This window comes from Allobosea sp. (assembly GCF_017308075.1).
In the GTDB taxonomy this organism is placed as follows: Bacteria; Pseudomonadota; Alphaproteobacteria; order Rhizobiales; family Beijerinckiaceae; genus Allobosea.
In genome coordinates, this window is sequence record NZ_JAFKFX010000027.1 from 110,149 (window position 1) to 130,339 (window position 20,191).

18 protein-coding genes are annotated in these 20,191 nt (G+C 68.0%); 10 read left to right on the top strand and 8 right to left on the bottom strand.

Features of this window, described 5'->3' with window-relative positions; translation table 11 throughout:
• Positions 1-50 precede the first annotated feature (50 nt).
• Positions 51-293 carry a DUF3297 family protein gene (locus tag J0J10_RS08645; RefSeq protein ID WP_291635799.1) on the top strand — a complete coding sequence of 81 codons (243 nt, stop codon included), beginning with the start codon at positions 51-53 and terminating at the stop codon, positions 291-293.
• Positions 294-312: 19 nt separating this feature from the next.
• Here J0J10_RS08645 and J0J10_RS08650 read toward each other — a convergent pair whose 3' ends face one another.
• Positions 313-855: a GNAT family N-acetyltransferase gene (locus J0J10_RS08650; protein WP_291646107.1), complete on the bottom strand. Its 543-nt coding sequence runs from the start codon at positions 853-855 to the stop codon at positions 313-315.
• A 250-nt stretch (positions 856-1,105) separates the two neighbouring features.
• Here J0J10_RS08650 and J0J10_RS08655 point away from each other — a divergent pair, with 250 nt between their 5' ends.
• The 3 genes from J0J10_RS08655 to J0J10_RS08665 all read left to right on the top strand — a co-directional run bounded on the left by J0J10_RS08655 (position 1,106) and on the right by J0J10_RS08665 (position 4,200).
• On the top strand, positions 1,106-1,873 hold the full coding sequence (locus J0J10_RS08655; RefSeq protein WP_291646108.1) for a C40 family peptidase: 768 nt from the start codon (positions 1,106-1,108) through the stop codon (positions 1,871-1,873).
• Between the two features lie 96 nt (positions 1,874-1,969).
• Complete coding sequence (gene lepA / locus J0J10_RS08660; RefSeq protein ID WP_291635806.1) at positions 1,970-3,775, top strand: translation elongation factor 4; 1,806 nt, start codon at positions 1,970-1,972, stop codon at positions 3,773-3,775.
• 89 nt (positions 3,776-3,864) lie between these two features.
• A complete protein-coding gene (locus tag J0J10_RS08665; RefSeq protein ID WP_291646109.1) occupies positions 3,865-4,200 on the top strand; it encodes a hypothetical protein in 336 nt (111 codons plus the stop codon).
• Positions 4,201-4,254: 54 nt separating this feature from the next.
• On the opposite strand, the gene J0J10_RS08670 is transcribed toward J0J10_RS08665, so the two are convergent.
• Positions 4,255-4,866: an HAD family hydrolase gene (locus J0J10_RS08670; RefSeq protein ID WP_291646110.1), complete on the bottom strand. Its 612-nt coding sequence runs from the start codon at positions 4,864-4,866 to the stop codon at positions 4,255-4,257.
• Between the two features lie 206 nt (positions 4,867-5,072).
• Between J0J10_RS08670 and J0J10_RS08675 the strand changes: the two genes are divergently transcribed.
• A complete protein-coding gene (locus J0J10_RS08675) occupies positions 5,073-5,957 on the top strand; it encodes a protein-methionine-sulfoxide reductase heme-binding subunit MsrQ (protein WP_291646111.1) in 885 nt (294 codons plus the stop codon).
• A gap of 64 nt (positions 5,958-6,021) precedes the next feature.
• Here the strand turns inward: J0J10_RS08675 and J0J10_RS08680 are convergent, their stop codons facing one another.
• The 3 genes from J0J10_RS08680 to J0J10_RS08690 all read right to left on the bottom strand — a co-directional run bounded on the left by J0J10_RS08680 (position 6,022) and on the right by J0J10_RS08690 (position 9,668).
• The gene (locus tag J0J10_RS08680) at positions 6,022-7,281 is read right to left on the bottom strand and encodes an allantoate amidohydrolase (protein WP_291646112.1); all 1,260 of its coding nucleotides are present in this window, start codon (positions 7,279-7,281) and stop codon (positions 6,022-6,024) included.
• A 78-nt stretch (positions 7,282-7,359) separates the two neighbouring features.
• A complete protein-coding gene (locus J0J10_RS08685) occupies positions 7,360-8,106 on the bottom strand; it encodes an SDR family NAD(P)-dependent oxidoreductase (RefSeq protein ID WP_291635815.1) in 747 nt (248 codons plus the stop codon).
• A gap of 107 nt (positions 8,107-8,213) precedes the next feature.
• Positions 8,214-9,668: an undecaprenyl-phosphate glucose phosphotransferase gene (locus J0J10_RS08690; RefSeq protein WP_291646113.1), complete on the bottom strand. Its 1,455-nt coding sequence runs from the start codon at positions 9,666-9,668 to the stop codon at positions 8,214-8,216.
• 343 nt (positions 9,669-10,011) lie between these two features.
• Between J0J10_RS08690 and J0J10_RS08695 the strand changes: the two genes are divergently transcribed.
• Both J0J10_RS08695 and J0J10_RS08700 read left to right on the top strand, forming a co-directional pair.
• The gene (locus tag J0J10_RS08695) at positions 10,012-10,815 is read left to right on the top strand and encodes a WecB/TagA/CpsF family glycosyltransferase (protein WP_291646114.1); all 804 of its coding nucleotides are present in this window, start codon (positions 10,012-10,014) and stop codon (positions 10,813-10,815) included.
• Entirely contained in the window at positions 10,812-11,717 is a 906-nt protein-coding gene (locus J0J10_RS08700; RefSeq protein WP_291646115.1) for a DUF6492 family protein, read from the top strand. The genes J0J10_RS08695 and J0J10_RS08700 overlap by 4 nt, the downstream gene beginning before the upstream one ends.
• A gap of 13 nt (positions 11,718-11,730) precedes the next feature.
• Here the strand turns inward: J0J10_RS08700 and J0J10_RS08705 are convergent, their stop codons facing one another.
• Positions 11,731-12,960: a lipopolysaccharide biosynthesis protein gene (locus J0J10_RS08705; RefSeq protein ID WP_291646116.1), complete on the bottom strand. Its 1,230-nt coding sequence runs from the start codon at positions 12,958-12,960 to the stop codon at positions 11,731-11,733.
• Positions 12,961-13,082: 122 nt separating this feature from the next.
• Here J0J10_RS08705 and J0J10_RS08710 point away from each other — a divergent pair, with 122 nt between their 5' ends.
• On the top strand, positions 13,083-14,150 hold the full coding sequence (locus J0J10_RS08710; RefSeq protein ID WP_291646117.1) for an endo-1,4-beta-xylanase: 1,068 nt from the start codon (positions 13,083-13,085) through the stop codon (positions 14,148-14,150).
• 56 nt (positions 14,151-14,206) lie between these two features.
• On the top strand, positions 14,207-16,594 hold the full coding sequence (locus tag J0J10_RS08715; RefSeq protein WP_291646118.1) for an exopolysaccharide transport family protein: 2,388 nt from the start codon (positions 14,207-14,209) through the stop codon (positions 16,592-16,594).
• 21 nt (positions 16,595-16,615) lie between these two features.
• Here the strand turns inward: J0J10_RS08715 and J0J10_RS08720 are convergent, their stop codons facing one another.
• Positions 16,616-17,635, bottom strand: a complete 1,020-nt coding sequence (locus J0J10_RS08720) for a glycosyltransferase family 2 protein (protein WP_291646119.1) — start codon at positions 17,633-17,635, stop codon at positions 16,616-16,618.
• A gap of 204 nt (positions 17,636-17,839) precedes the next feature.
• Here J0J10_RS08720 and J0J10_RS08725 point away from each other — a divergent pair, with 204 nt between their 5' ends.
• On the top strand, positions 17,840-19,024 hold the full coding sequence (locus J0J10_RS08725) for a glycosyltransferase (protein WP_291646120.1): 1,185 nt from the start codon (positions 17,840-17,842) through the stop codon (positions 19,022-19,024).
• On the opposite strand, the gene J0J10_RS08730 is transcribed toward J0J10_RS08725, so the two are convergent.
• Positions 19,025-20,137 (bottom strand): AbrB family transcriptional regulator, encoded by a 1,113-nt coding sequence (locus tag J0J10_RS08730; protein WP_291646121.1) that lies wholly within the window; start codon positions 20,135-20,137, stop codon positions 19,025-19,027.
• Positions 20,138-20,191 lie beyond the last annotated feature (54 nt).

Sequence of the window (20,191 nt, forward strand, 5' to 3'; positions counted from 1 at the left end):
CCGATCGGCGCCGGACGATCTCGCAAAGACCCAGACGAAGGCCCGACACGATGACCGACACCCTGCCCGACCGGCTCTCCTCGAACCCGAACAGCCCCTACTATAATGAGGAGCTGCTCGCGCGTGACATCGGCGTGCGCTTCAAGGGCGTCGAGAAGACCAATGTCGAGGAGTACTGCATCAGCGAGGGCTGGGTGCGCCTGACCGCCGGCAACGCCAAGGACCGCCACGGCAACCCGATGACGGTCAAGCTCAAGGGCGAGGTCGAGCCTTATTTCCGCAAGGCCGAGTGACAATCCGCCGTCGCCCGCCTCAGGCCGGCGACGGCAATGCCTTGTAGAAGAAGGTCGAGCCGCAGTCTCGGCCGTCCGGCATCAGCGCATAGCGCGGGATCGTGCCGGCTTCCGTCCAGCCCAGCCGGTTGTAGAGACGCCGCGCCGCGCCGGCCTCGTCAGTGTCGAGCACCAGCAGATCGCGGCCCATGGCGAGCGCCTGTGCCTCGGCTGCCCGCATCAGCGCCTCGCCGATGCCGCGACGCCGGGCCCGCGAATGCACCAGAACCTTGGCGATCTCGGCCCGGTGCGGCTGGTTCGGCTTGCCGACCGGATGCAATTGCGCCGTGCCGACGATGCCCTCGGCGCCGCGCGCGACGAACAGCAGGACGGCCCCGGTCTCGACCTGCTCGGCGGTGCCCTGCCAGAAGCGCTCGAAATCGGCCGATGTGTTGAAGTCCATGAAGCCGACCGAGGCGCCGTTCGCCACGGCATCGCGCAATATCTCGGTCAGCGCCGGAACCGCGGCAGCGGCGCCCGCCCCGTCCAGCCTCTCGATCGCGATTTCAGCGTCTTCCTGCATTTTTCCTCCGGCCTTCGTACAAGATCGGCATCTCGTCCATCAAGCAAGATTTATTCCATTATGATGGACGCGCATGGCGAGATGCCTGCTCGTCGGCCGAGGCGGACCAAGTCTCAACCCGGACTTTACGATGTTCGGCGATTCCGGTTCTCTCGCGGCCAAGCCAGTCAGGTGCTTACCGAAAAGTCACTCCGCGCCGCTTTGCTGGCGGGGAAGACGCCGGGGACGGCGCCGACGCAGGGAGGCGTCGATGAACAGAGGGCTGGAGTTGATCGGGCGCTCGCTGGTGCGCTTCATCACCCGCGGCAAGCCGCAGGCCGGACCGGTCGACGCCAAGGCGCTGGCGCGGATGCGGACGGCACTGCGGCCCGGAGACGTGCTCCTGGTCGAAGGCAGCATGAAGGTCTCGGCCGCGATCAAATATCTGACGCAGTCGACCTGGTCGCATGCCGCGCTCTATGTCGGCGATACCGGAAAATTCAGCCCCGAGGGCGAGCCGCTGGAGCTCGCCGAGGTCGAGATGGATGTCGGCTGCGTGCTCTCGCCGCTGGCGAAATACGGTGCTTTCGGCACGCGGATCTGCCGGCCGCAGGCGCTCGACCGCGAGGGCCGCCGGATCGCCGTCGACTACGTGCTCGACCGGCTGGGAATGCAATATGACCTGAAGAACATCCTCGATCTCGCGCGCTGGCTCTTCCCGCTGCCCTGGGCGCCGGCCAGCTGGCGCCGGCGGATGATCGCGCTCGGCTCGGGCGACCCGACGCGGGCGATCTGCTCGACGCTGATCGCGCAGGCTTTCGAGGCGGCGCGTTATCCGGTTCTGCCGACGATCGAATACGCCCAGGCCATGGGCGAGGAGGACTATCGCGAGATCCTGCACATCCGGCATCACTCGCTCTACATGCCGCGCGACTTCGACATTTCGCCCTATTTTGCCGTGGTGAAGCCGACGCTGGAGGCGGGCTTCGACTACAAGGCGCTGAACTGGGCGCAGGAACGCCTGCTGGCGGCACAATAGCGCCGGGCACGCCGCTGGCCCTGCCCCTGCAAGGATCATTGCGCAGAGCCATCGCAAACCCTTGGCGCAACCCGCGCGCACTGCTATCTGCGGCCGATGAGCACCCGCAGCTTCGACAACATCCGCAACTTCTCGATCGTGGCCCATATCGACCACGGGAAGTCGACCCTCGCCGACCGGCTGATCCAGCAGACCGGCACGGTCGCCGCACGCGACATGAGCGAGCAGATCCTCGACTCGATGGACATCGAGAAGGAGCGCGGCATCACCATCAAGGCGCAGACCGTCCGGCTGGATTACAAGGCCAAGAACGGCAAGGATTACATCCTGAACCTGATGGATACGCCCGGGCACGTCGACTTCGCCTATGAGGTCTCGCGCTCGCTGGCCGCCTGCGAGGGCTCGCTGCTGGTCGTCGACGCCTCGCAGGGCGTCGAGGCGCAGACGCTGGCGAATGTCTATCAGGCACTCGACGCCAATCACGAGATCGTCACCGTCCTCAACAAGATCGACCTGCCGGCCGCCGATCCCGAGCGGATCAAGGAGCAGATCGAGGATGTGATCGGCCTCGACGCCTCGGACGCCGTGCCGATCTCGGCCAAGACCGGCCTCAACATCGAGGGCGTGCTCGAAGCGATCGTCGAGAAGTTGCCGGCGCCGAAGGGCGACCCGGACGCCTCGCTCAAGGCGATGCTGGTCGATTCCTGGTATGACGCCTATCTCGGCGTCGTCGTCCTGGTGCGCATCATCGACGGCGTGCTGAAGAAGGGCATGTCGATCCGGATGATGCGGGCCAATGCCAGCTATGGCGTCGACCGCGTCGGCGTGTTCAAGCCGAAGATGACCGAGGTCAAGGAGCTCGGCCCCGGCGAGGTCGGCTTCTTCACCGCCTCGATCAAGGAGGTCGCGGACACCGCGGTCGGCGACACCATCACCGATGACCGCAAGCCGGTCGCCGAGCCGCTGCCGGGCTTCAAGCCGGTGCAGCCGGTGGTGTTCTGCGGCATCTTCCCGGTCGACGCCGCCGATTTCGAATTGCTGCGCGGCGCCATGTCGAAGCTGCGCCTGAACGATGCCTCCTTCTCCTATGAGATGGAGACCTCGGCGGCGCTCGGCTTCGGCTTCCGCTGCGGCTTCCTCGGGCTCCTGCATCTGGAGATCATCCAGGAGCGGCTCGAACGCGAGTTCAACCTCGACCTGATCTCGACCGCGCCCTCGGTCGTCTATCATCTCAAGCTGCGCGACGGCACGGTGCTGGAGCTGCACAACCCGGCCGACATGCCGGATGTGATGAAGATCGAGGCGATCGAGGAGCCCTGGATCCGGGCGACGATCTTCACCCCCGACGAATATCTCGGCTCGGTGCTGAAGCTCTGCCAGGATCGGCGCGGCCTTCAGATCGATCTCGGCTATGTCGGCAGCCGCGCCAAGGTGGTCTACGACCTGCCGCTGAACGAGGTGGTGTTCGATTTCTACGACCGGCTGAAGTCGATCTCGAAGGGCTATGCCTCCTTCGACTACCAGATCACCGATTATCGCGAGGGCGACCTCGTGCGCATGTCGATCCTGGTCAATGCCGAGCCGGTCGACGCGCTCTCCATGCTGGTGCACCGTACCAGGGCCGAATCCCGCGGCCGCGCCATGTGCGAGAAGCTCAAGGAACTGATCCCGCCGCATATGTTCCAGATCCCGGTGCAGGCGGCGATCGGCGGCAAGATCATCGCCCGCGAGACGATCCGGGCGCTGCGCAAGGACGTGACTGCGAAGTGCTATGGCGGCGACGCCTCGCGCAAGCGCAAGCTCCTCGACAAGCAGAAGGAAGGCAAGAAGCGGATGCGGCAGTTCGGCCGCGTCGAGATTCCGCAGGAAGCCTTCATCGCCGCCCTCAAGATGGACGACTGAGAACCGCAGGCCGCGCGCGAAAGCACGCGGCCTGGAACCAAAAGCCCTCCTCGACGTTGATTCTCGCCCTTGGAAGGGAGGACAGCATCGTGGACAGACGCTCTTTCCTCGGAAGCCTGATCGGTGCCCTGGCGGCAGCGGGCTTCGCATCGGCAGGTCTGGCGGCCCAGCCGCAGAAAGCCGCGCCGGCAACGCCGCGCCGGCCGGAAGCCGCACCCGAGATCGACGCCGAAGCGCTCGACAAGACCGAGGCCGACTACGCCCAGTACTATTATTACGGCCCCCGACGCCGCTATTGGCGGAGACCGTATTATGGCTATGGCCCGCGCTTTTACGGGCCACGCTACTACCGGCCCTACCCCTATTACCGACCCTATGGCTATCGGCCCTATCGCCGCTATTACGGCCCACGCTACTACTGGTAGCCGCCCCGTCCGAAGCCATGCCCCGGCGCTGCGAGACGCGGCGCCGGGCTTGCCTCAGAGCGCGGCGCCGAGCGCGCGCAACTCGCCTCTGAGGTCGATTGGCTCGCGGAAATGCACCGCCTGCATGCCGACCGAACGCGCGCCCGCGACATTCTTCTCGCTGTCGTCGATGAAGATGCAGTCGGAGACATCGAGCCCATAACGCTCGATCAGCACATGGTAGATGGCGGGGTCGGGCTTGAGCAGCCGTTCATGGGCGGAAACGATCGCGCCGTCGAAGCTGCGCAGAAAGGGGAAGCGGACCAGGCATTCCGCCCATTTCTCGCGCGAGAAATTGGTGATGGCGTAGACCTGCTCGCCTTTGGCCTTGAGCTCGGCCAGCACCGCGACGCTGTCCTCGATCACGCCCGGCACGGTCTCGTGCCAACGCTCGTCGAAAGCCCGGATCTCACGCTCCCATTCCGGATGCTCGGCAACGAGGAGGGCGACGGCATCCGTCCAGGACCGACCGCGATCCTGCTCGATGTTCCAGGCGGCCGTGCAGACATTCTTCAGGAACCAGTCGCGATTGGCGTCGTCCGGGATCACGTCCCGGTAAAGATGGAACGGGTCCCAGCGCAGCAGGACGTTACCGACATCGAAAACCACCTTGGGACTGCGCGACATCGAGCTTCTCCGTTCCGGTGCGGCGAATCGCGGCTGCACATGCGGCCCGAATCGAAACGCAAAGCGTGATCTATGGGAAGCTCAATCGGCATGCGCCGATGCAGGACCGGCTCACGGCCACTCACGCGCTTGTGCGCAGAGATGCATGACGCCCGTGGCGAATCTGGCGTATCCGGGTTGCGACCCCGAGGGCAAAGGGAGCGAGCATGGCTCTGATCGAGGCAAGTGACTGGCCGTGGACCGACAGGAAGGGGCGCTTCGATGCGCTCCGCGCCGGCTGCTTCGCGCTGGTGCTGATGCCGGCCGCCTACCTCGCCTATCAGGCCTTCGCCCATCAGCTCGGCTCGAAGCCGTGGACACAGGCGGTGCACGATACCGGTACCTGGAGCCTGCGCATCCTCGTCATCACCCTCGCGGTGACGCCGCTGCGTCGCATCCTCGACTGGAACCGGCTGATCGGCATCCGCCGCATGCTCGGCCTCTCCGCTCTCGCCTATGCGCTCGGGCACCTGACGCTCTACTGCATCGATCTTAGCTTCGACTGGGGGCTGATCGCCTCCGAGATCGTCAAGCGCTTCTATCTCGTGGTCGGCATCACCGCGCTGACCGGCCTCGTCGCGCTCGGGGCGACCTCGACCGACGGCATGATCCGCCGGCTCGGTTCAGCACGCTGGCAGCGTCTGCACAGCCTCGTCTACCCGATCGCCATGCTCGGCCTGTTCCATTTCGCTCTGCAATCGAAGATCGACGTGACCCAGCCGGTGCTGCTCGCCGGGCTCTTCGCGCTGCTGATGGCGTATCGCGGCCTCAATCGCCTCGGCATTCCGCTGAGCTTTACTTCGCTCGCCCTGACCGCGCTCGCAACCGGCCTCGCCACGGCACTGGCCGAAACCGCCTGGTACGCCTTCGCCACCGGCGCCTCGGCCTGGCTGATCTTCCAGGCCAATGCCGACATCATCGTCTACCAGGACTGGACGGCGCTGCGTCCCGGCCATTGGGTGGCGCTGGTCGGGCTTTGCCTAGCGCTGCTGCATCTCTGGCGCAAGCCGGCGCCGAAGCAGGCGCCGATCCGCCGTCCTGCCCGAGCTTGACCCGAGCATCTCCTGAAAGAGTTTCTCGGATCCTCGCGACGCCTCGCCCGAAAATGACGACTCGTCAGCCCTCGCGGCGGGCCAGTTCCAGCAGGGTCTCGATCAGCACGCGGATGGCGATGCCGGCGTCGAGCTCGGTCATGTTCTCCAGCGGCGAATGGCTGATGCCCTTCTCGCAGCGCACGAACAGCATCGCCGCCGGGCAGAAGGCCGCCATCGCCATGGCGTCGTGACCGGCACCGGAAGGCAGGCGCCGCGCCGTCAGATTGGTGCCGGTGCGGGCGATGCCGGTGGCGAAGGCCTCCTGAAGGCCCTCGTCCATCGGCACGGCCTGCGACTGCGAATAGGGCGCGATATCCAGCCCGACGCCGCGCCGCGTCGCGATCTCGGCGAAGCGCATCTGCACGGCGGCATCCATGCTCGCAAGCGTCTGATTGGCCGGGGCGCGGAAGTCGATGGTAAAATCGACGGCGCCCGGCACGACATTGGTCGCGCCCGGGTCCGGCCGGAAGACGCCGACCGTGCCGACCGCCTGATCATGGCCGCGGGCGATCTCCTCCAGCGCCAGCGCCATCTCGGCGGCGGCGGCGAGCGCGTCCTTGCGCAGCGCCATCGGCACGGTGCCGGCATGGCCGGCCTCGCCGGTGACCCGGACGCGGGCCCGCTTCTGCGCGGCAATGGCGGTGACGATGCCGACCGCCTCGCCAGCGGCCTCGAGCACCGGCCCCTGCTCGATATGGACCTCGAGATAGGCCTTGAGCGAACCCGGCTTGCGGGCGAGGCCGGCAATGCCGGCCGGATCGCCGCCGAACTTCACGAGGGCATCGCGCAGCTTGACGCCGTCGGCATCGGTGCCGTCGAGCCAGTCCTGCCGGTACTCGCCGATCAGGGCGTGCGAGGTCGAAAGATCGGTCGGAAAGCGCACCGTCTCCTCATCGCCGAAAGCGACGACCTCGAGTGCGAAGGGCAGGACGATGCCGGCATCGCGCAGGGCCTGCGCCGCCAGTATGCCGGCGACGACGCCGAGATTGCCGTCGAAGCAACCGCCATCCTTGACCGTGTCGATATGCGAGCCGATCAGCACCGCCGGCAGGCCGGGCCTTGCGCCCTCGCGCCGACCCTGCACCGAGCCCGCGCCATCGATGAAGGCGGTGAGGCCCGCAACCTCCATCGCCCCCTTGGTCCATTCCGCCGCCTGGCGATGCGCCGGCGAAAGATAGAGCCGGGTCAGCTTGCCCGGCTCGTCGGTAAAGCGATTGAGGCCGGCGAGCGCCGCGAAGGCGCGGGCGCCGAGCACGGCGGCGGAAGGAAGGGTCGCGGTCATGGCACCATATTAGGAGCGGCACCGGCCGCGTGGCCAGCACCGTTTGCATTGCGGAAAGGCCTCTGGCCGTGGCCCCGCTCAGTAGGTGGCGCGGCCGCCCGAAAGGTCGAAGACGCCGCCGGTGGTGAAGCTGTTCTCGGCCGAGGCGAGGAAGGCGACCATGGCGGCGACCTCGTCGACCTCAAGGAAGCGCCCGCGCGGGATCTTCGAGAGCATGTAGTCGATATGCTCCTGGGTGATCTGGTCGAAGATCCGGGTCTTGGCCGCGGCGGGGGTGATGCAGTTGACCGCGATGTCCTGCGTCGCCAGCTCCTTGCCGAGCGATTTGGTCAGCGCGATCACCGCCGCCTTCGAGGCCGAATACGCCGAAGCCGTCGGATTGCCTTCCTTGCCGGCGATCGAGGCGACCAGCACGAGCCTTCCGTAATTGCGCTTGATCATGCCGGGGACCACCGCCTGGCAGCAATGCAGCGTGCCGTCGACATTGAGCCGCATCACCTTGGCCCATTCGTCGAGCGGGTATTCCCAGGTCTTACGGTTGGGGCCGGCGATGCCGGCGCTGGTGACCAGGATATCGACGCTGCCGAGGCGCTTCTCGAGGTCGGCGGCGGCCTCGTTCACGGCGGCGGCATCGGTGACGTCGATGCCGAGCCCGCTGGCCTCGGCCCCGATCGCAGCCGCCGTCTCCTTGGCCAGCTTGCCGTCCAGATCCCAGATAGCGACCTTGGCGCCGCTCTTGGCGAAACGCTCGGCGACGGCCCGGCCAATACCCTGCGCGCCACCGGTGACGATAGCGACCCGGCCGTTCAAATCGATTTGATTCATGAAAACAACGCCCCTCCCTGATGAAGCCGGGGCAATCTAGCGCAAAGCCGGCGGACGCGAAGGGCTGTTTTCAGGGGAGAGGGTTGCAGCGCCGCGATGCCGGCGGCTCAGCCGGCATTGCGGAAGGCGCGCGGGCTGAACAGCGTGCGCAGCAGGATGGCCAGATCGAGCCAGAACGACCAGTTGTCGATGTACCAATGGTCATACGCCACGCGGCGCGCCATCTTCTCGTCGGTATCGGTTTCGCCGCGCAGGCCGTTGACCTGGGCCCAACCGGTGATGCCCGGCTTGACGTTGTGGCGGCGGGCATAGAGCGCGATCTTGCGCTGGTATTCGCGATCATGGGCGAGCGCGTGCGGGCGCGGGCCGACCAGCGACATCTGCCCGGCGATGACATTGATGAGCTGCGGCAGCTCGTCGAGATTATAGCGCCGCAGATGGCGCCCGACCCGTGTGATGCGCGGATCACCGCGGGTCGCCTGGCGGATCACCGCGCCGTCATCGGTGGTGGTCATCGTCCGGAACTTGAAGATCCGGAACGGCTCCTGGTTGAAGCCATAGCGCCGCTGCAGGAACAGGACCGGCCCCTTCGAGTCGATCCTGATCGCCAGCGCGATCAGCAGCAGCAGCGGCAGGCTCGCCACCAGGATCGCGCTCGCCGCGCAGATGTCGAAGACACGCTTGAACGTGACCTGGGTGAAGGACAGCGCCGGGCGCGTCAGGCGCAGCGAGGCGAGCGAGCCGACGCGCACGATATGCGGATTCTCGAAACGGTCCATGATCGGCTCGGGCGTCATATGGATCGCCACCGGCAGGTTCATGAAGGCGTCGACGCAGGCGTCGATCGTCTCCTGATCGGACCAGGGCAGCGCGATGAAGACCGCATCGGGCTTGAGGTCGCGCGCCCGGGCGGAGGCCGCGGCGAGATCGGCCGTCAGGGCCGCAGCGGGATCGTTGATGCGGCGCGCGTCGCTGCTGCGCAGGAAGGCGACGTCGACGATCGAGAAGCCGATATTCCAGGGCTGATGGCGCGAGACGAAGGACATCACCTCGCTCTCGCGGCCGATCAGGAAAACCCTTTCCGAGGTGATCCGGCCGGTCTTGCTCGCCATCGACACCGCCCGCACGATCCCCGAGCGGGCGAGCGCCACCAGCGGAATGCCGGCGAGATAGGTCACGATCACCACCACGCGCGAATAATGGTCGACGATCTTGGCGAGGAAGACGAAGGCGATGAAGGCGACCATCGCCATGTTCCAGACGGTGAAGGCCGAGGCGATCTGGCCCTTGGTCGAGAGGTAGTTGGCGAGCTGGTAGCGCCCGCGCAGCGCGTTGATGAAGACGAAGATCGCCGCGATCATCGAGGCGAGCTCGAGCGTGATCTTGCCGTTGCCGAAATCAGCGTAGGCATAGAGGTGATAGGCGAAGGAGGTGCCGATCACGATCGCCAGCACCATGACCACGTCGACGAGCGCCGTGATCATGCCGATCCAGTGGCGCAGCGAGTTGGCACGTTCATCGGCAGCAGAGGCAGCGGCATAGTTCAGTTCGTTGACGGTCATCATCCAGCGCCTCGCTCCCGAGCGGCCCGGATCGGAACAATTGTCCCGACCGGCGCCACTCGCGGGGGCTGGGTGGCAAGCGCGATGCCGACCTGCCGGCACGCAAGAAGGCCTCAAAACCTGCCGTTACGGCACGTTTCCGGCATGGTGAGCCTGGAAGCCGGGAACAGGCGTGTCATTTCGGAACACGCCAGGCCCGAACCGGAACGGGGCCAGCCCCGGGCCGGCTGAAGATTCGATTTACTTTGGGAACGGGTTCGCCTTGACCGACCTTGCAAATCCCCCAAGACATGCGCCGCTGGCGTCACCATGGCGACGCATGCTTGCCCGGGCCGAATCCGCGATGAACGCCTTCTCCGCTCCCTACGCACAGCCCCTGGTCGGGCGCATGCCCGCGATCGAGGCGCCGCGGCGGGACATCGTCGGGGTGCAAGTCGCGGCCCTGACGCGCGATCAGGCGCTGGCTCTGATCGCACGCGCCTTCGACCGGAAGCGGCATTTGCGGCTGGCCTATTGCAATGCCCATCTCGCCAATTTCGCTGCGAACGATGCGGCCCTGCGGGCCGCTCTCTCCAGCTTCCTCATTCTGCCCGACGGAATCGGCGTCGATGTCGCCTCGCAGCTTCTGCACGGGGCCCATTTCCCGGCGAATCTCAACGGCACCGATTTCACGCCGGCCCTGCTGGCGGCGCAGCGCGAGCCGCTGCGCGTGATGCTGCTCGGCGGCAAGCCGGGCATCGCCGAGCGCGCCGCGGCACGGCTGCAGAACGAGCATCCCCAACATGACTTCGCCGTTCTCAGCCATGGATATTTCTCGGCGGAAGAAGAGGCGGCCCTGCTGGCAAGGCTGGAGTATGAGCGGCCCGATCTCCTGCTCGTCGCCTTCGGCAATCCGCGCCAGGAAAAATGGATCGCCGAGAAGCTCGGGCCGCGCCATTGCAGCGTCGCCGCCGGAATCGGCGCCTTCTTCGATTTCCTGGCCGGCGAGGTGACACGGGCGCCGCTCTGGATCCGGCGGCTGCGGATGGAATGGCTTTACCGACTCTGGCTCGAGCCCGGCCGGCTCTGGCGGCGCTATGTCGTGGGCAATCCGATCTTCCTGCTGCGCGTGCTGCGGCAGAGGCTCACGGGACGCAAGGTCGCGTGACGAATCCCAGTATCGCGATCGCGACCCCGAGCTATGCCGACGATCTCGAGCGTTGCCGGCTGCTCTGCGCCAGCATCGACCGTTTCGTCAGTGGCCACACCATGCATTATCTGCTGGTCGAGGACCGCGACCTTCCCCTGTTCGCATCGCTTGCCGGGCCGCGGCGGCAGGTCCTTCCGGAATCGGCACTGCTGCCGCGCTGGCTCTCCTCCTGGCCCGATCCGCTCAGCCTCGGGCGCCGCCGGGTCTGGACCGGCCCCGGAGCACTGGCGCGCGGCATCCCGCCGCTGCGCGGCTGGCACGCCCAGCAACTGCGCAAGCTCGCCTTGCCGCTGAAGAGCCACGAGGACATCGTGCTCTTCGCCGATTCCGACATGATCTTCTTGCGGCCCTTCGACGTCACCAGCCTAAGCACGGCGGACGGCGTTCGGCTCTATCGCAAGCCAGGCGGCATCACCCAGGAGATGGAGCGCCATCGCGGCTGGTGCGAGGTCGCGAGCCGGCTGCTCGGCCTGCCGCAACCGGCCTTCCCGAGCGCCGACTACATCAACAATCTGGTGAGCTGGCGGCGCGACAACATCGTCGCGATGATGGCGCGCATCGAGCAGGTGACCGGCCGCGACTGGGTCTCGGCCATCGCCGCCAACCGGCAGTTTTCCGAGTACATGATCTACGGCTACTTCGTCGAAGGCGTGCGCGGCCTCGCCGAGGCCGGCCACTGGCCCGATGCCCACGAGCCCTGCAAGGTCTTCTGGTTCGACGAGGATGTCGCCGATCTCGAAGGGCTGCGTTCCTTCGAGGAGGTGCTCGGGCCCGGCCAGGTCGCCGTCGGCGTGCAATCCTTCACCGGTGTGCCGCTGGCTCGGCTTCGGGCCCTGGCCGAAGCCGAGCCAGGGCGGTGAGGCGAGAAGCCGATCAGCCCGCCTTGCCGAGCAGCCGATAGGTGAAGACCGTCGAGAGCAGGTAGAGCGCGCCGAAGACGCCGTTGAGCCAGAGCGCCCAGCTGCCATCGGCGCCGTGCCGCGTCATCACCCAGGCGATCAGCACCGCCTTGAGCGCCGCAACGGCGCAGAGCAGCAGCACGCGCGAGCCGGTGCGCTCGCGGGCGTAGAGCAATTCGGCCTGGTACTCGACGAGATTGCGGAAGGCCGGCACCAGCAGCATCGGCAGGAAGAGATAAGAGGCGAGCGCGACATTGCCGCCGAGCGCGCGCGGGAACAGCGCCAGCAGCAGGATGATCGCGACCAGCCCGCCGATCGAGACGACAGCGATGGCGAGTTCGACCAGGACCTGATGCCGGGCGCCGCCGCGCAGGCCGCGCTCCTGCATGATCTTCTGCACCAGCATCTGGTTGAAGCTGCGCACCGGCATGGCGGTGAGGTCGATGACGCGCATGGCGATGGCGTAGAGCCCGGCGACGCGGTCGCCGGCGAAAGCCAGCATCAGGAGCTTGTCGAGCTCGGCTTGCAGGTAGAACAGGATGTCGGCAGTACCGGCCGAGAGCGCATCGGCCATCCGCCGCGGATAGAGCGCCGGGACGAAGGCCAGGCGCATTCTGGGCAGGAAGACGAGGAAGCCGATCAGGGCACTCAGCGCCGTCGCCCCGAAATAGGCGAAGGCCCAGCCCTCCAGCGTCGGCTGCGCCTGGAGATAGAAGCCGATCGCGGCCAGCGTGCGCAGGCCCGAGCCGATGACCACCAGAAGCGCCGCCTCGCGGAAGCGGCGCATGCCGTTGTTGACGATGGCGACGAGCTCCACTAGCCGCCAGCCCAGCACCTCGGCGAGGATGATCGTCGCGAAAGGCAGAAGCGCGACCTTGCCGGCGAACAGCAGCGCATAGGCGCCCCAGCTCGCCAGCGCGATCAGCGGCAGCGACAGTAGCCCGAGCACCACGAAGCCGGCGAGATAGGCGCCGAGCAGACGCGGCTTGACGGTGGCGACCCGGTAGACCGGCGAGACGAAGCCGAAGGCGAGCAGACGCGAAAGGATGACGCCGGTGGCGGAGGCGGTGGCAAAAATGCCGAACTCGCCCAGGGTCAACGTATTCGCAACGATGAGGAAGTAGACAAGGGAGATGACGAGCCGGCCGGCGGAGCCGCTCAGGATGGTGAGGTAGGCGGCGATGGTGGCGCGGTCGGGCGACATGAAGTCCGTTTCGACAGATCGGCTGGCCCGTTCCGTGCCTCTGGCAGGGCGGAGATCGCCCCGTGTCTAGCGCAGACGCGTTGAGCGACCCTAAACGAAACGAGGCTATGCCCGGCCACGACATGAAAGCCATTTCGCGCAGGGATGTACTGGGCGGGGCCGCCGGCATCGCCGCGGCCGCTCTCGCCGGCGACGGCGCCGCCGCGGCACCGGGCCGGGCGCCGATCCCCTATGGCTCGGCGGCTCAGATCGAGACCTTCCGCGCCGATGCGCGCTATCGCGACGCGCTGGTCCGGCTCTGCGACGTCATCGTGCCGATGAACGACCTGAAATGGGAGGCACTGCGCCATGACCGCGCCCGCTTCGATTTTTCCGGGGCGGACGAACTGGTCGGCTTCGCGCTGAAACACGGCAAGGCGCTGCGCGGCCATGCGCTGCTCTGGGGCATGGCCTTGCCGCCCTGGGCCAGGCAGATGGCGAGCCGAGCCGAGGCCGAGCGCGAGCTGACGCGCCATATCGAGGTCGTGGTCGACCGCTACAAGGGCAAGATCGCGACCTGGGACGTGGTCAACGAGGTCATCGCCTTCGAGCCCAAGCCCGGCGAGCCATATCGCGACACGATCTGGCAGCGCCTGCTCGGACCCGATCACATCGAGATCGCCTTCCGCACCGCGGCGCGGGTCGACCCCAAGGCGCGCCTCGTGCTCAACGACTTCAATTTCGAGGAGGCCGGGCCGGGCATCGTCGCGCGCCGCAGGATCGCGATCGATATCGTGCGCCGCCTGCAGGACAAGGGCATCCCGATCCACGGCGTCGGCATGCAAGCCCATCTCTATGCCGAGAACGCGATCGACAGCGAAGGCGTGCAGGGCTTCGTCGCCGATCTCGGCAAGCTCGGCGTCGGGGTCGAGGTCACCGAGCTCGACGTGATCGACTGGAAGCTGCCGCCCGATACCGGACTGCGCGACCAGGCTGCCGCCAAGCTGGTCACGACCTATCTCGAAGCCGTGGTCGCAGGTGGCAGGCCGAAGGCGATCGTCACCTGGGGGCTGAGCGATCGCCATAGCTGGGTCCACGAGACCTTTCCGCGCAAGGACCCGGCCAGGGCACGGCCCTTGCCGCTCGACGAGGACTACCGCCCCAAACCGATGATGCAGGTGCTCGAACGCTATCGCAGCGGCCGGGCCTGAGTGAATGACCCGGCACCCCGTCCCGAACCAGCCGGACGCCGACCAGAACGAAACGAGTGAAGCGTAGCCTAATGTTCACCACCGAGACCGCACCCGGCGAGATCGACCGGGCCGCGACGCCGCCGCAGCAGGCGGCCGTCGCGGCACCGGACGCTGCCGGCCGGCCGTCGCTCTCGGTGCTGGCCAATCCGCTCTGGCTGATCGGCACGCTCTGGCGGCGCAAGGGCCTGATCCTGCTCTGCGCCCTGGCCGGCATGATGCTGGCGGCATTGGCGAGCCTGCTGGTCACGCCGAAATATGTCTCGACCGCCCAGCTCTTCATCGATCCGCGCGATCTTCGCGTGCTCCAGAACGAGGTCTCGCCGACCACGGTCGGCAGCGACCCGACCTCGATCACCGCCTATCTCGAAAGCCAGGCGCGGATCATCGCCTCGGACAGCATCAAGGCGCGCGTCGTCGAGAGCGAGCATCTCGACAAGGACCCGGAATTCGGCGGCGAAGCCAGCCCCGGCCTGCTGTCGCGCCTGTTCGGCGGGACGACGAGCAAGCGCGACGGGATGCTCTACGCCCTCGCCGAACTCGACCGCCGCATCTCGGTACGGCGTGGCGAACGCACCTTCGTGATCGACATCTCGGTGACCTCGCGCGATCCCGAAAAGGCCGCGCGCCTCGCCAACGCCCTCGCCAACGCTTATCTCGAGGATCAGGCGGCGGTGCGCGACGCCGCCGCCAGACGCGCCACGGAATCGCTGACCGGCCGGCTCGAGGAATTGCGCTCGCGCCTGCGCGATGCCGAGAACAAGGCCGAGCGCTTCAAGGAAGCCAACAATCTCGCCGCCGCCGGCGGCAAGTCGATCGGCGAAGAGCAGCTCGCGCTCAGCAACGCCCAGCTCGTCGCGGCACGGACCCGGGTCACCGAGGCCAGGGCGAAATACGAGCAGATTGCCCGCACCCGCGCCGCCTCGCTCGAGGCCGGTGCCATTCCAGAGGCCCTCGCCTCCAACACGATGACCGCGCTGCGGGCCCAGCTCGGCGCCGCGCTGAGCCGCGAAGCCGATCTGACCGCCTCGCTCGGAGCCCGGCATCCCGCGCTCTTTGCGGCACAGGCCCAGGTGCGGGACGCCCGCCGCCAGATCGCCGAGGAACTCGGCCGGATCGCACGCGCCGCCAGAAGCGAATATGACCGCGCACTCGCCGCCGAGCAGCAGACCGCAAGCGGCGTCGACGCGCTGAAATCCGGCCAATTCGCCGCCGGACGGGCCGGGGTCGAGCTGCGCGAGCTCGAACGCGAGGTCGAATCCTCGCGCGTCATCTATGAGGGGTTCCTGAAGCGCGCCCGCGAGACCAGCGAGCTTTCCGGCATCGACACCACCAATGCCCGCATCATCTCGCAGGCGATGCCGCCCTTGCAGAAATCCGGGATGTCGCGGCGGACGATCGCCCTGCTCGGTGGCATCGGCGGTGTGGGGCTCGGTGCCGCATTGGCAGTCGGGCTCGCCTTCCTCGGAGGAGCGGCGCCGACACGGCCCGCCCAGCCCACCGGCAGCGCGCACGGCGCCGCGACGCCGCGCGACGACGGGCCGAAGGCAGCGGCACCCGCTGCGGCGCTGCCCGCCATCCGTCCCATCGAAGCGGAACCGCCCGCTCCGCCGCCGGCGGCAGCGGCGAAGCCCGCCAAGGCCGGCTGGCGGCGCCTGGCGGGGAAGCCCGAAGCCAAGCGCCTGCCCGAGATCCTGGCGACCTCGGCGGCACCCCTGCTCGCGACGCTCCCGGCCGTGCGCCACCGGCGCTGGCGCCGCGAGCTGGAGGAAACCCGCTCGGTCTTCCAGGGCAAGGGGCCGCTCGTCGACACGCTCGACAAGCCGCAGGCGCGCTTTGCCCGCAGCATCGGCGAGCTGCGGCAGACGCTCGAAGCCGCCGCCGATGGCGATGGCGGCCGCCGCATCCTGATCGTCGGCCTGCGTCCCGGGGCCGGCGCCTCGACGCTGGCCCTGAACCTGGCGCTCGACGCGGCGCTCGCCGGCAAGGCGGCGATCCTGGTCGATTCCGGGCTCGGCACGGCCAGCCTGACCAAGAGCTTCGCCGAGGAGGCGCAGCTCGGTCTCGCCGACATCGTCTCCGGCGCCGCCGGCGTGGTGCGGGCCGCCCTGCAGGACGAGGGGACCGGGCTGTTCTTCCTGCCGCGCCGGGGCCCGACCAGCGCGATCACCGGGGCGAAGATCAGAGAGGACTTCTTCGGCGCCGCCCGGCGCTTCGGGCCGATCATCGTCGATGGCGCAGCGATCGGCAGCGACGAGCTCACCCTGCAATTCGCCGAAGCGGTCGACGATATCGTGCTGGTGCTGCGCGAGGGCGCTGTCGGCCGCGAGGATATGGAGCGCGCCGCCGCGACGCTCGGCGCCCATGCCGGCAAGATCCGCGGCTTCGTCGTCAACGAGGCCTGAAGCGGCGGCGCCCGAAGCGGCTCAGTTCTTCTCGGGCACGCGATACTGCTCGTCGGCGACGCCGAATTCGGTGCCGAGGCGGCCGAGCGCGACCTGGGCATGGTAGAGGCCGATGGTCAGCGAACGGGTGTCGAGGCCGAGCATCAGCCCGCGCAGAGGCGAGGCGGCGAGCAATGCGAGGCTCTTGGCGAGGACGCGCAGCCGCCCGGCCGTGCCGGGCCGGCTGCGCCGCTCGATCCGTGCCGAGATCGCGCCATTGCGGTAGCCGCGCGCCCGAACCCAGTCGGCTTCGGTGCGCCTGGCCGGCATGGTCTCGCGCTGCACCGCTTCCTGCACCCACCAGAAGCGGAAGCCGGCGGCCATCGCCCGCCTGAAGAAATCGCTGTCGCCGCCGCCGGTGAAGTCGAAGCTCTCGTCGAGATAGGGAAAGCCCAGCGTCTCCAGGACCTCGCGCCGGATCAGGTAGTTGGCGCTGGAATAGAGCATCGGGATCGGCCCCGAGGCGCTGTAATGCGAGCGGAAAATCGGATGCGCGCCGAGCCAGGCGCGGGTCGGATCCTCGAAGCGCGGCGTCACCGAACCTCCGAACAGCTCGGCCGGCGCGCTCGCCGCGGCCTGCAGGAAGGCGGCGAGCCAGCCGGGCTCGGCCTCCTCGTCATCGTCGATGCCGGCGATCTGGCGCAGCGCCGGCAGGCGCGTCAAAGCGCAGCGCCAGGCGGCATTGTAGGCCTTGCAGTTGCCCTGGCGCGGCTCGACGATGACCAGCCCCTCAAACAGCCCCTCGGCGAACAGCGCGCAGGCCCGCTCGGCCCCGGCGCGCTCCTTGCCCTCATTCTCGACGACGATCACCGCGAACGGCCCGGCGCCGCGCTGCGCCGCCAGCGAGCGCAAGGTGCGCTCCAGCATGTCGGGCCGCCGGAAGGTCGGGACGCAGACCACGGTCTCGACATGGGCCAGGATCTCGGGCGCCGACTGCGCCACGATCTCGAAGCTTTCGGGGGCGCCGAAACCTGGCCTCTCCGTCAGTGCCTGCTGTGTCATGCGATCGTCCTCGCCCGGCAGGAAACCGGTGAACAACTCCCGGGACTTCCATTGTCGTCACAGCATCGCAGCCGATTCGCTTAAGGTTCCGTATGCATGGCACCGCCGTGCCCGGCCTCCTCGATCACATGCCGTTGAGGTTACCGCCCGAGCAGGCTTGACCCGGCGGCCGGCGTGCGCCCTGTTCTCGGCCACGATCCCAGGATGCGGAACACCGTGCGCCTTGCCTTCCTCACCACGCTGATCCCCGTCGCCCGGCCCGATACCGGCTTCGAGATCGCCAATGCCGCCATCCTCGATGCGCTGCGCGCCGCCGGCCATGAGGTCACCGCCTTCGGCTTCTTGCGGCCCGGCGAGGTGCCGGCGGACCCCGGCGGGGCGGTGGTGATCGACGCGGTCGATGTCGAGAACGCCGTCGTCTCAAAGGCGCGCAAGCTGCAATGGCTGGGCAGCGCGCTCGCTGCCGCGCTGCCGGTCGCCTGCGCCAAGCTCAGGCTGGCGGGGCGCGGACGCTTCGTCGAGGCGGTCAGGGCGCGCGGCCCGTTCGACGCCATCGTGCTGAATTCCGTAATGCTGCCCGGCGCCTTTCCCGAGCTGACCGGGCTCGGCCCCTGCGTGCTGGTCGAGCACAATATCGAGCATGTCTCGGCGCAGCAGAACGCCGATCACGCCCGCAGCCCGCTGATGCGGGCGCTGTTCGCGCGCGAGGCGCATCTGCTCGAGAAGGTCGAGCGACAGCTTTGGCAGGAGGCGCGCTTCGTCTGGACCTTGGCCGAGGAGGACCGCGCCGCGCTCGGCCCGGAGATGGCCGGAAAATCGGCGGTGCTGCCGCTGGTCTCGGGAGCCGAGGTCGAGCTCTTGAGCCTCCAGCCGGTCGCGGCGACCCATGATATCGGCCTGATCGGCACATGGACCTGGGTACCGAACTTCACCGGGCTCGACTGGTTCCTGCGTGAGGTCTGCCCGCTGCTGCCGCGCGATTTCGAGATCGCGGTCGCCGGACGCCTGCCGCCCGACATGCCGCCCGTAGCGGACAATGTGAAGCTGGTCGGACGCGTGCCGGATGCGCGCGAATTCCTGCTCTCCTGCCGGACCCTGGCCCTGGCGAGCCGGGCCGGCACCGGCGTGCAGCTCAAGACGATCGAGGCGATGCAGCTCGGCGCAGCAGCGGTGGCGACGCCACTCTCCTGCCGCGGCTTCACCGAGATCCCCGCGAATTTCCGGATCGCTGACGAGCCGCGGGCCTTCGCCTCGGCGCTGATCGATCTGGTCGGCGCGGCGCGGGCCGGAACCAGCTTGCATCTCGACGGCGCCGCCTTCATGGCGCGCCAGCGCGCCGCACTCGCCTCGGCCTTGGAGCGCGGGCTCGCGGCTGCGGTCGGGCGCTGACTAGTTCGGCTTGCTCGCGCTTTTGGCCTTGCCACCGAGCAGGCCGAAAAGGGGCCCGGCGCCGATCATCACCAGGAAGACCCGGATGATGTGGTGGGCGGCGACGAAGGCGACCTCCGTGTGCAAAGCGAGCGCGATCAGGCTCATCTCGGCGAGCCCGCCCGGCGAATAGGCCAGGATCAGCGGAACCGGCTGGTAGCGCGAGATATGGGCGACCGCGAAGGCGAAGGCCAGCGTCAGCGCAAGCAGGATCAGCGTCGAGCCGGCCGAGATCACGAGGATACGCAGGATCGCCTGCGGCGGCGTCCCGACGAAGCGGCAGCCGATGGTGACGCCGAGGACGAGCTGCGCGAGGTTGACGATCTCGAAGGGCGGCACCGAGTCGCTGAGGCCCGCGACATGCACCGCCGCCGAGACCAGCATCGGCCCGAGCAGCTGCTTCGCCGGCAGGCGCAGGGCATGGGCGAGCATGACGCCGAGAACGCCGCAGGCGATCAGCCAGAACCAGCCGAGCGCCGAGGTCTGCATCATCGAGGGGCCGGAGGTGCGGTTGATGCCGAGCGAGACGCCCTCGAGCCATTGCACGATGAAGGGCAGCGTCATCACCACGAGCAGGATGCGGGCGGAGTGGATCAGCGCGATGGTGCGCGCATCGCCGCCCTTCTCCTCGCCGGTGATCACCATCTCGACGAGGCCGCCGGGCATGCCGGCGAAGAAGGCGGTGACCGGGTCATAGCCGGCGACGCGGCGAAAATAGCCGACGCAGAAGAAGGCGCAGGCCGCCATGAAGAGCACGAGCCCGGCGAGCGTCGGCAGCCAGTTCGGCAATTGCGCGATCAGATCGGGCCGAAAGCCGGAGCCGAGCATGACGCCGATCACCGCCGACATCGGCGGGCGGATCACCGGCGGGGCCGCGACCGGCGCGCGCGAGATCGCGGCGGCGGTGCAGAACACCATCGAGCCGAGCATCCAGGGCAAGGGCAGGCGCAGATAGGAAAACAGCCAGCCGCCGAGAATGCCGAGCGAAAGAGCAAGCAGGAAGCGCCGCCAGGGAAAGCGCCGCGGCGACAATTCGCGCACGCCGTTCGCCATATCGGCCAGCAGATCCCGCATCGTCCCGCGTCACCTTGTCCGATCGCCGCCCGAATGCGCGATCCGCGCTGCTAT

What these genes read in the sequence shown, in the direction of transcription:
- J0J10_RS08670 (WP_291646110.1), bottom strand. Translation starts at nt 4,866, where the DNA reads ATGTCGCGCAGTCCCAAGGTGGTTTTCGATGTCGGTAACGTCCTGCTG.
- J0J10_RS08645 (WP_291635799.1), top strand. Translation starts at nt 51, where the DNA reads ATGACCGACACCCTGCCCGACCGGCTCTCCTCGAACCCGAACAGCCCC.
- J0J10_RS08680 (WP_291646112.1), bottom strand. Translation starts at nt 7,281, where the DNA reads ATGACCGCGACCCTTCCTTCCGCCGCCGTGCTCGGCGCCCGCGCCTTC.
- J0J10_RS08695 (WP_291646114.1), top strand. Translation starts at nt 10,012, where the DNA reads ATGAACGCCTTCTCCGCTCCCTACGCACAGCCCCTGGTCGGGCGCATG.
- J0J10_RS08690 (WP_291646113.1), bottom strand. Translation starts at nt 9,668, where the DNA reads ATGACCGTCAACGAACTGAACTATGCCGCTGCCTCTGCTGCCGATGAA.
- J0J10_RS08720 (WP_291646119.1), bottom strand. Translation starts at nt 17,635, where the DNA reads ATGACACAGCAGGCACTGACGGAGAGGCCAGGTTTCGGCGCCCCCGAA.
- J0J10_RS08725 (WP_291646120.1), top strand. Translation starts at nt 17,840, where the DNA reads ATGCGGAACACCGTGCGCCTTGCCTTCCTCACCACGCTGATCCCCGTC.
- J0J10_RS08710 (WP_291646117.1), top strand. Translation starts at nt 13,083, where the DNA reads ATGAAAGCCATTTCGCGCAGGGATGTACTGGGCGGGGCCGCCGGCATC.
- J0J10_RS08685 (WP_291635815.1), bottom strand. Translation starts at nt 8,106, where the DNA reads ATGAATCAAATCGATTTGAACGGCCGGGTCGCTATCGTCACCGGTGGC.
- lepA (WP_291635806.1), top strand. Translation starts at nt 1,970, where the DNA reads ATGAGCACCCGCAGCTTCGACAACATCCGCAACTTCTCGATCGTGGCC.
- J0J10_RS08705 (WP_291646116.1), bottom strand. Translation starts at nt 12,960, where the DNA reads ATGTCGCCCGACCGCGCCACCATCGCCGCCTACCTCACCATCCTGAGC.
- J0J10_RS08650 (WP_291646107.1), bottom strand. Translation starts at nt 855, where the DNA reads ATGCAGGAAGACGCTGAAATCGCGATCGAGAGGCTGGACGGGGCGGGC.
- J0J10_RS08675 (WP_291646111.1), top strand. Translation starts at nt 5,073, where the DNA reads ATGGCTCTGATCGAGGCAAGTGACTGGCCGTGGACCGACAGGAAGGGG.
- J0J10_RS08655 (WP_291646108.1), top strand. Translation starts at nt 1,106, where the DNA reads ATGAACAGAGGGCTGGAGTTGATCGGGCGCTCGCTGGTGCGCTTCATC.
- J0J10_RS08730 (WP_291646121.1), bottom strand. Translation starts at nt 20,137, where the DNA reads ATGCGGGATCTGCTGGCCGATATGGCGAACGGCGTGCGCGAATTGTCG.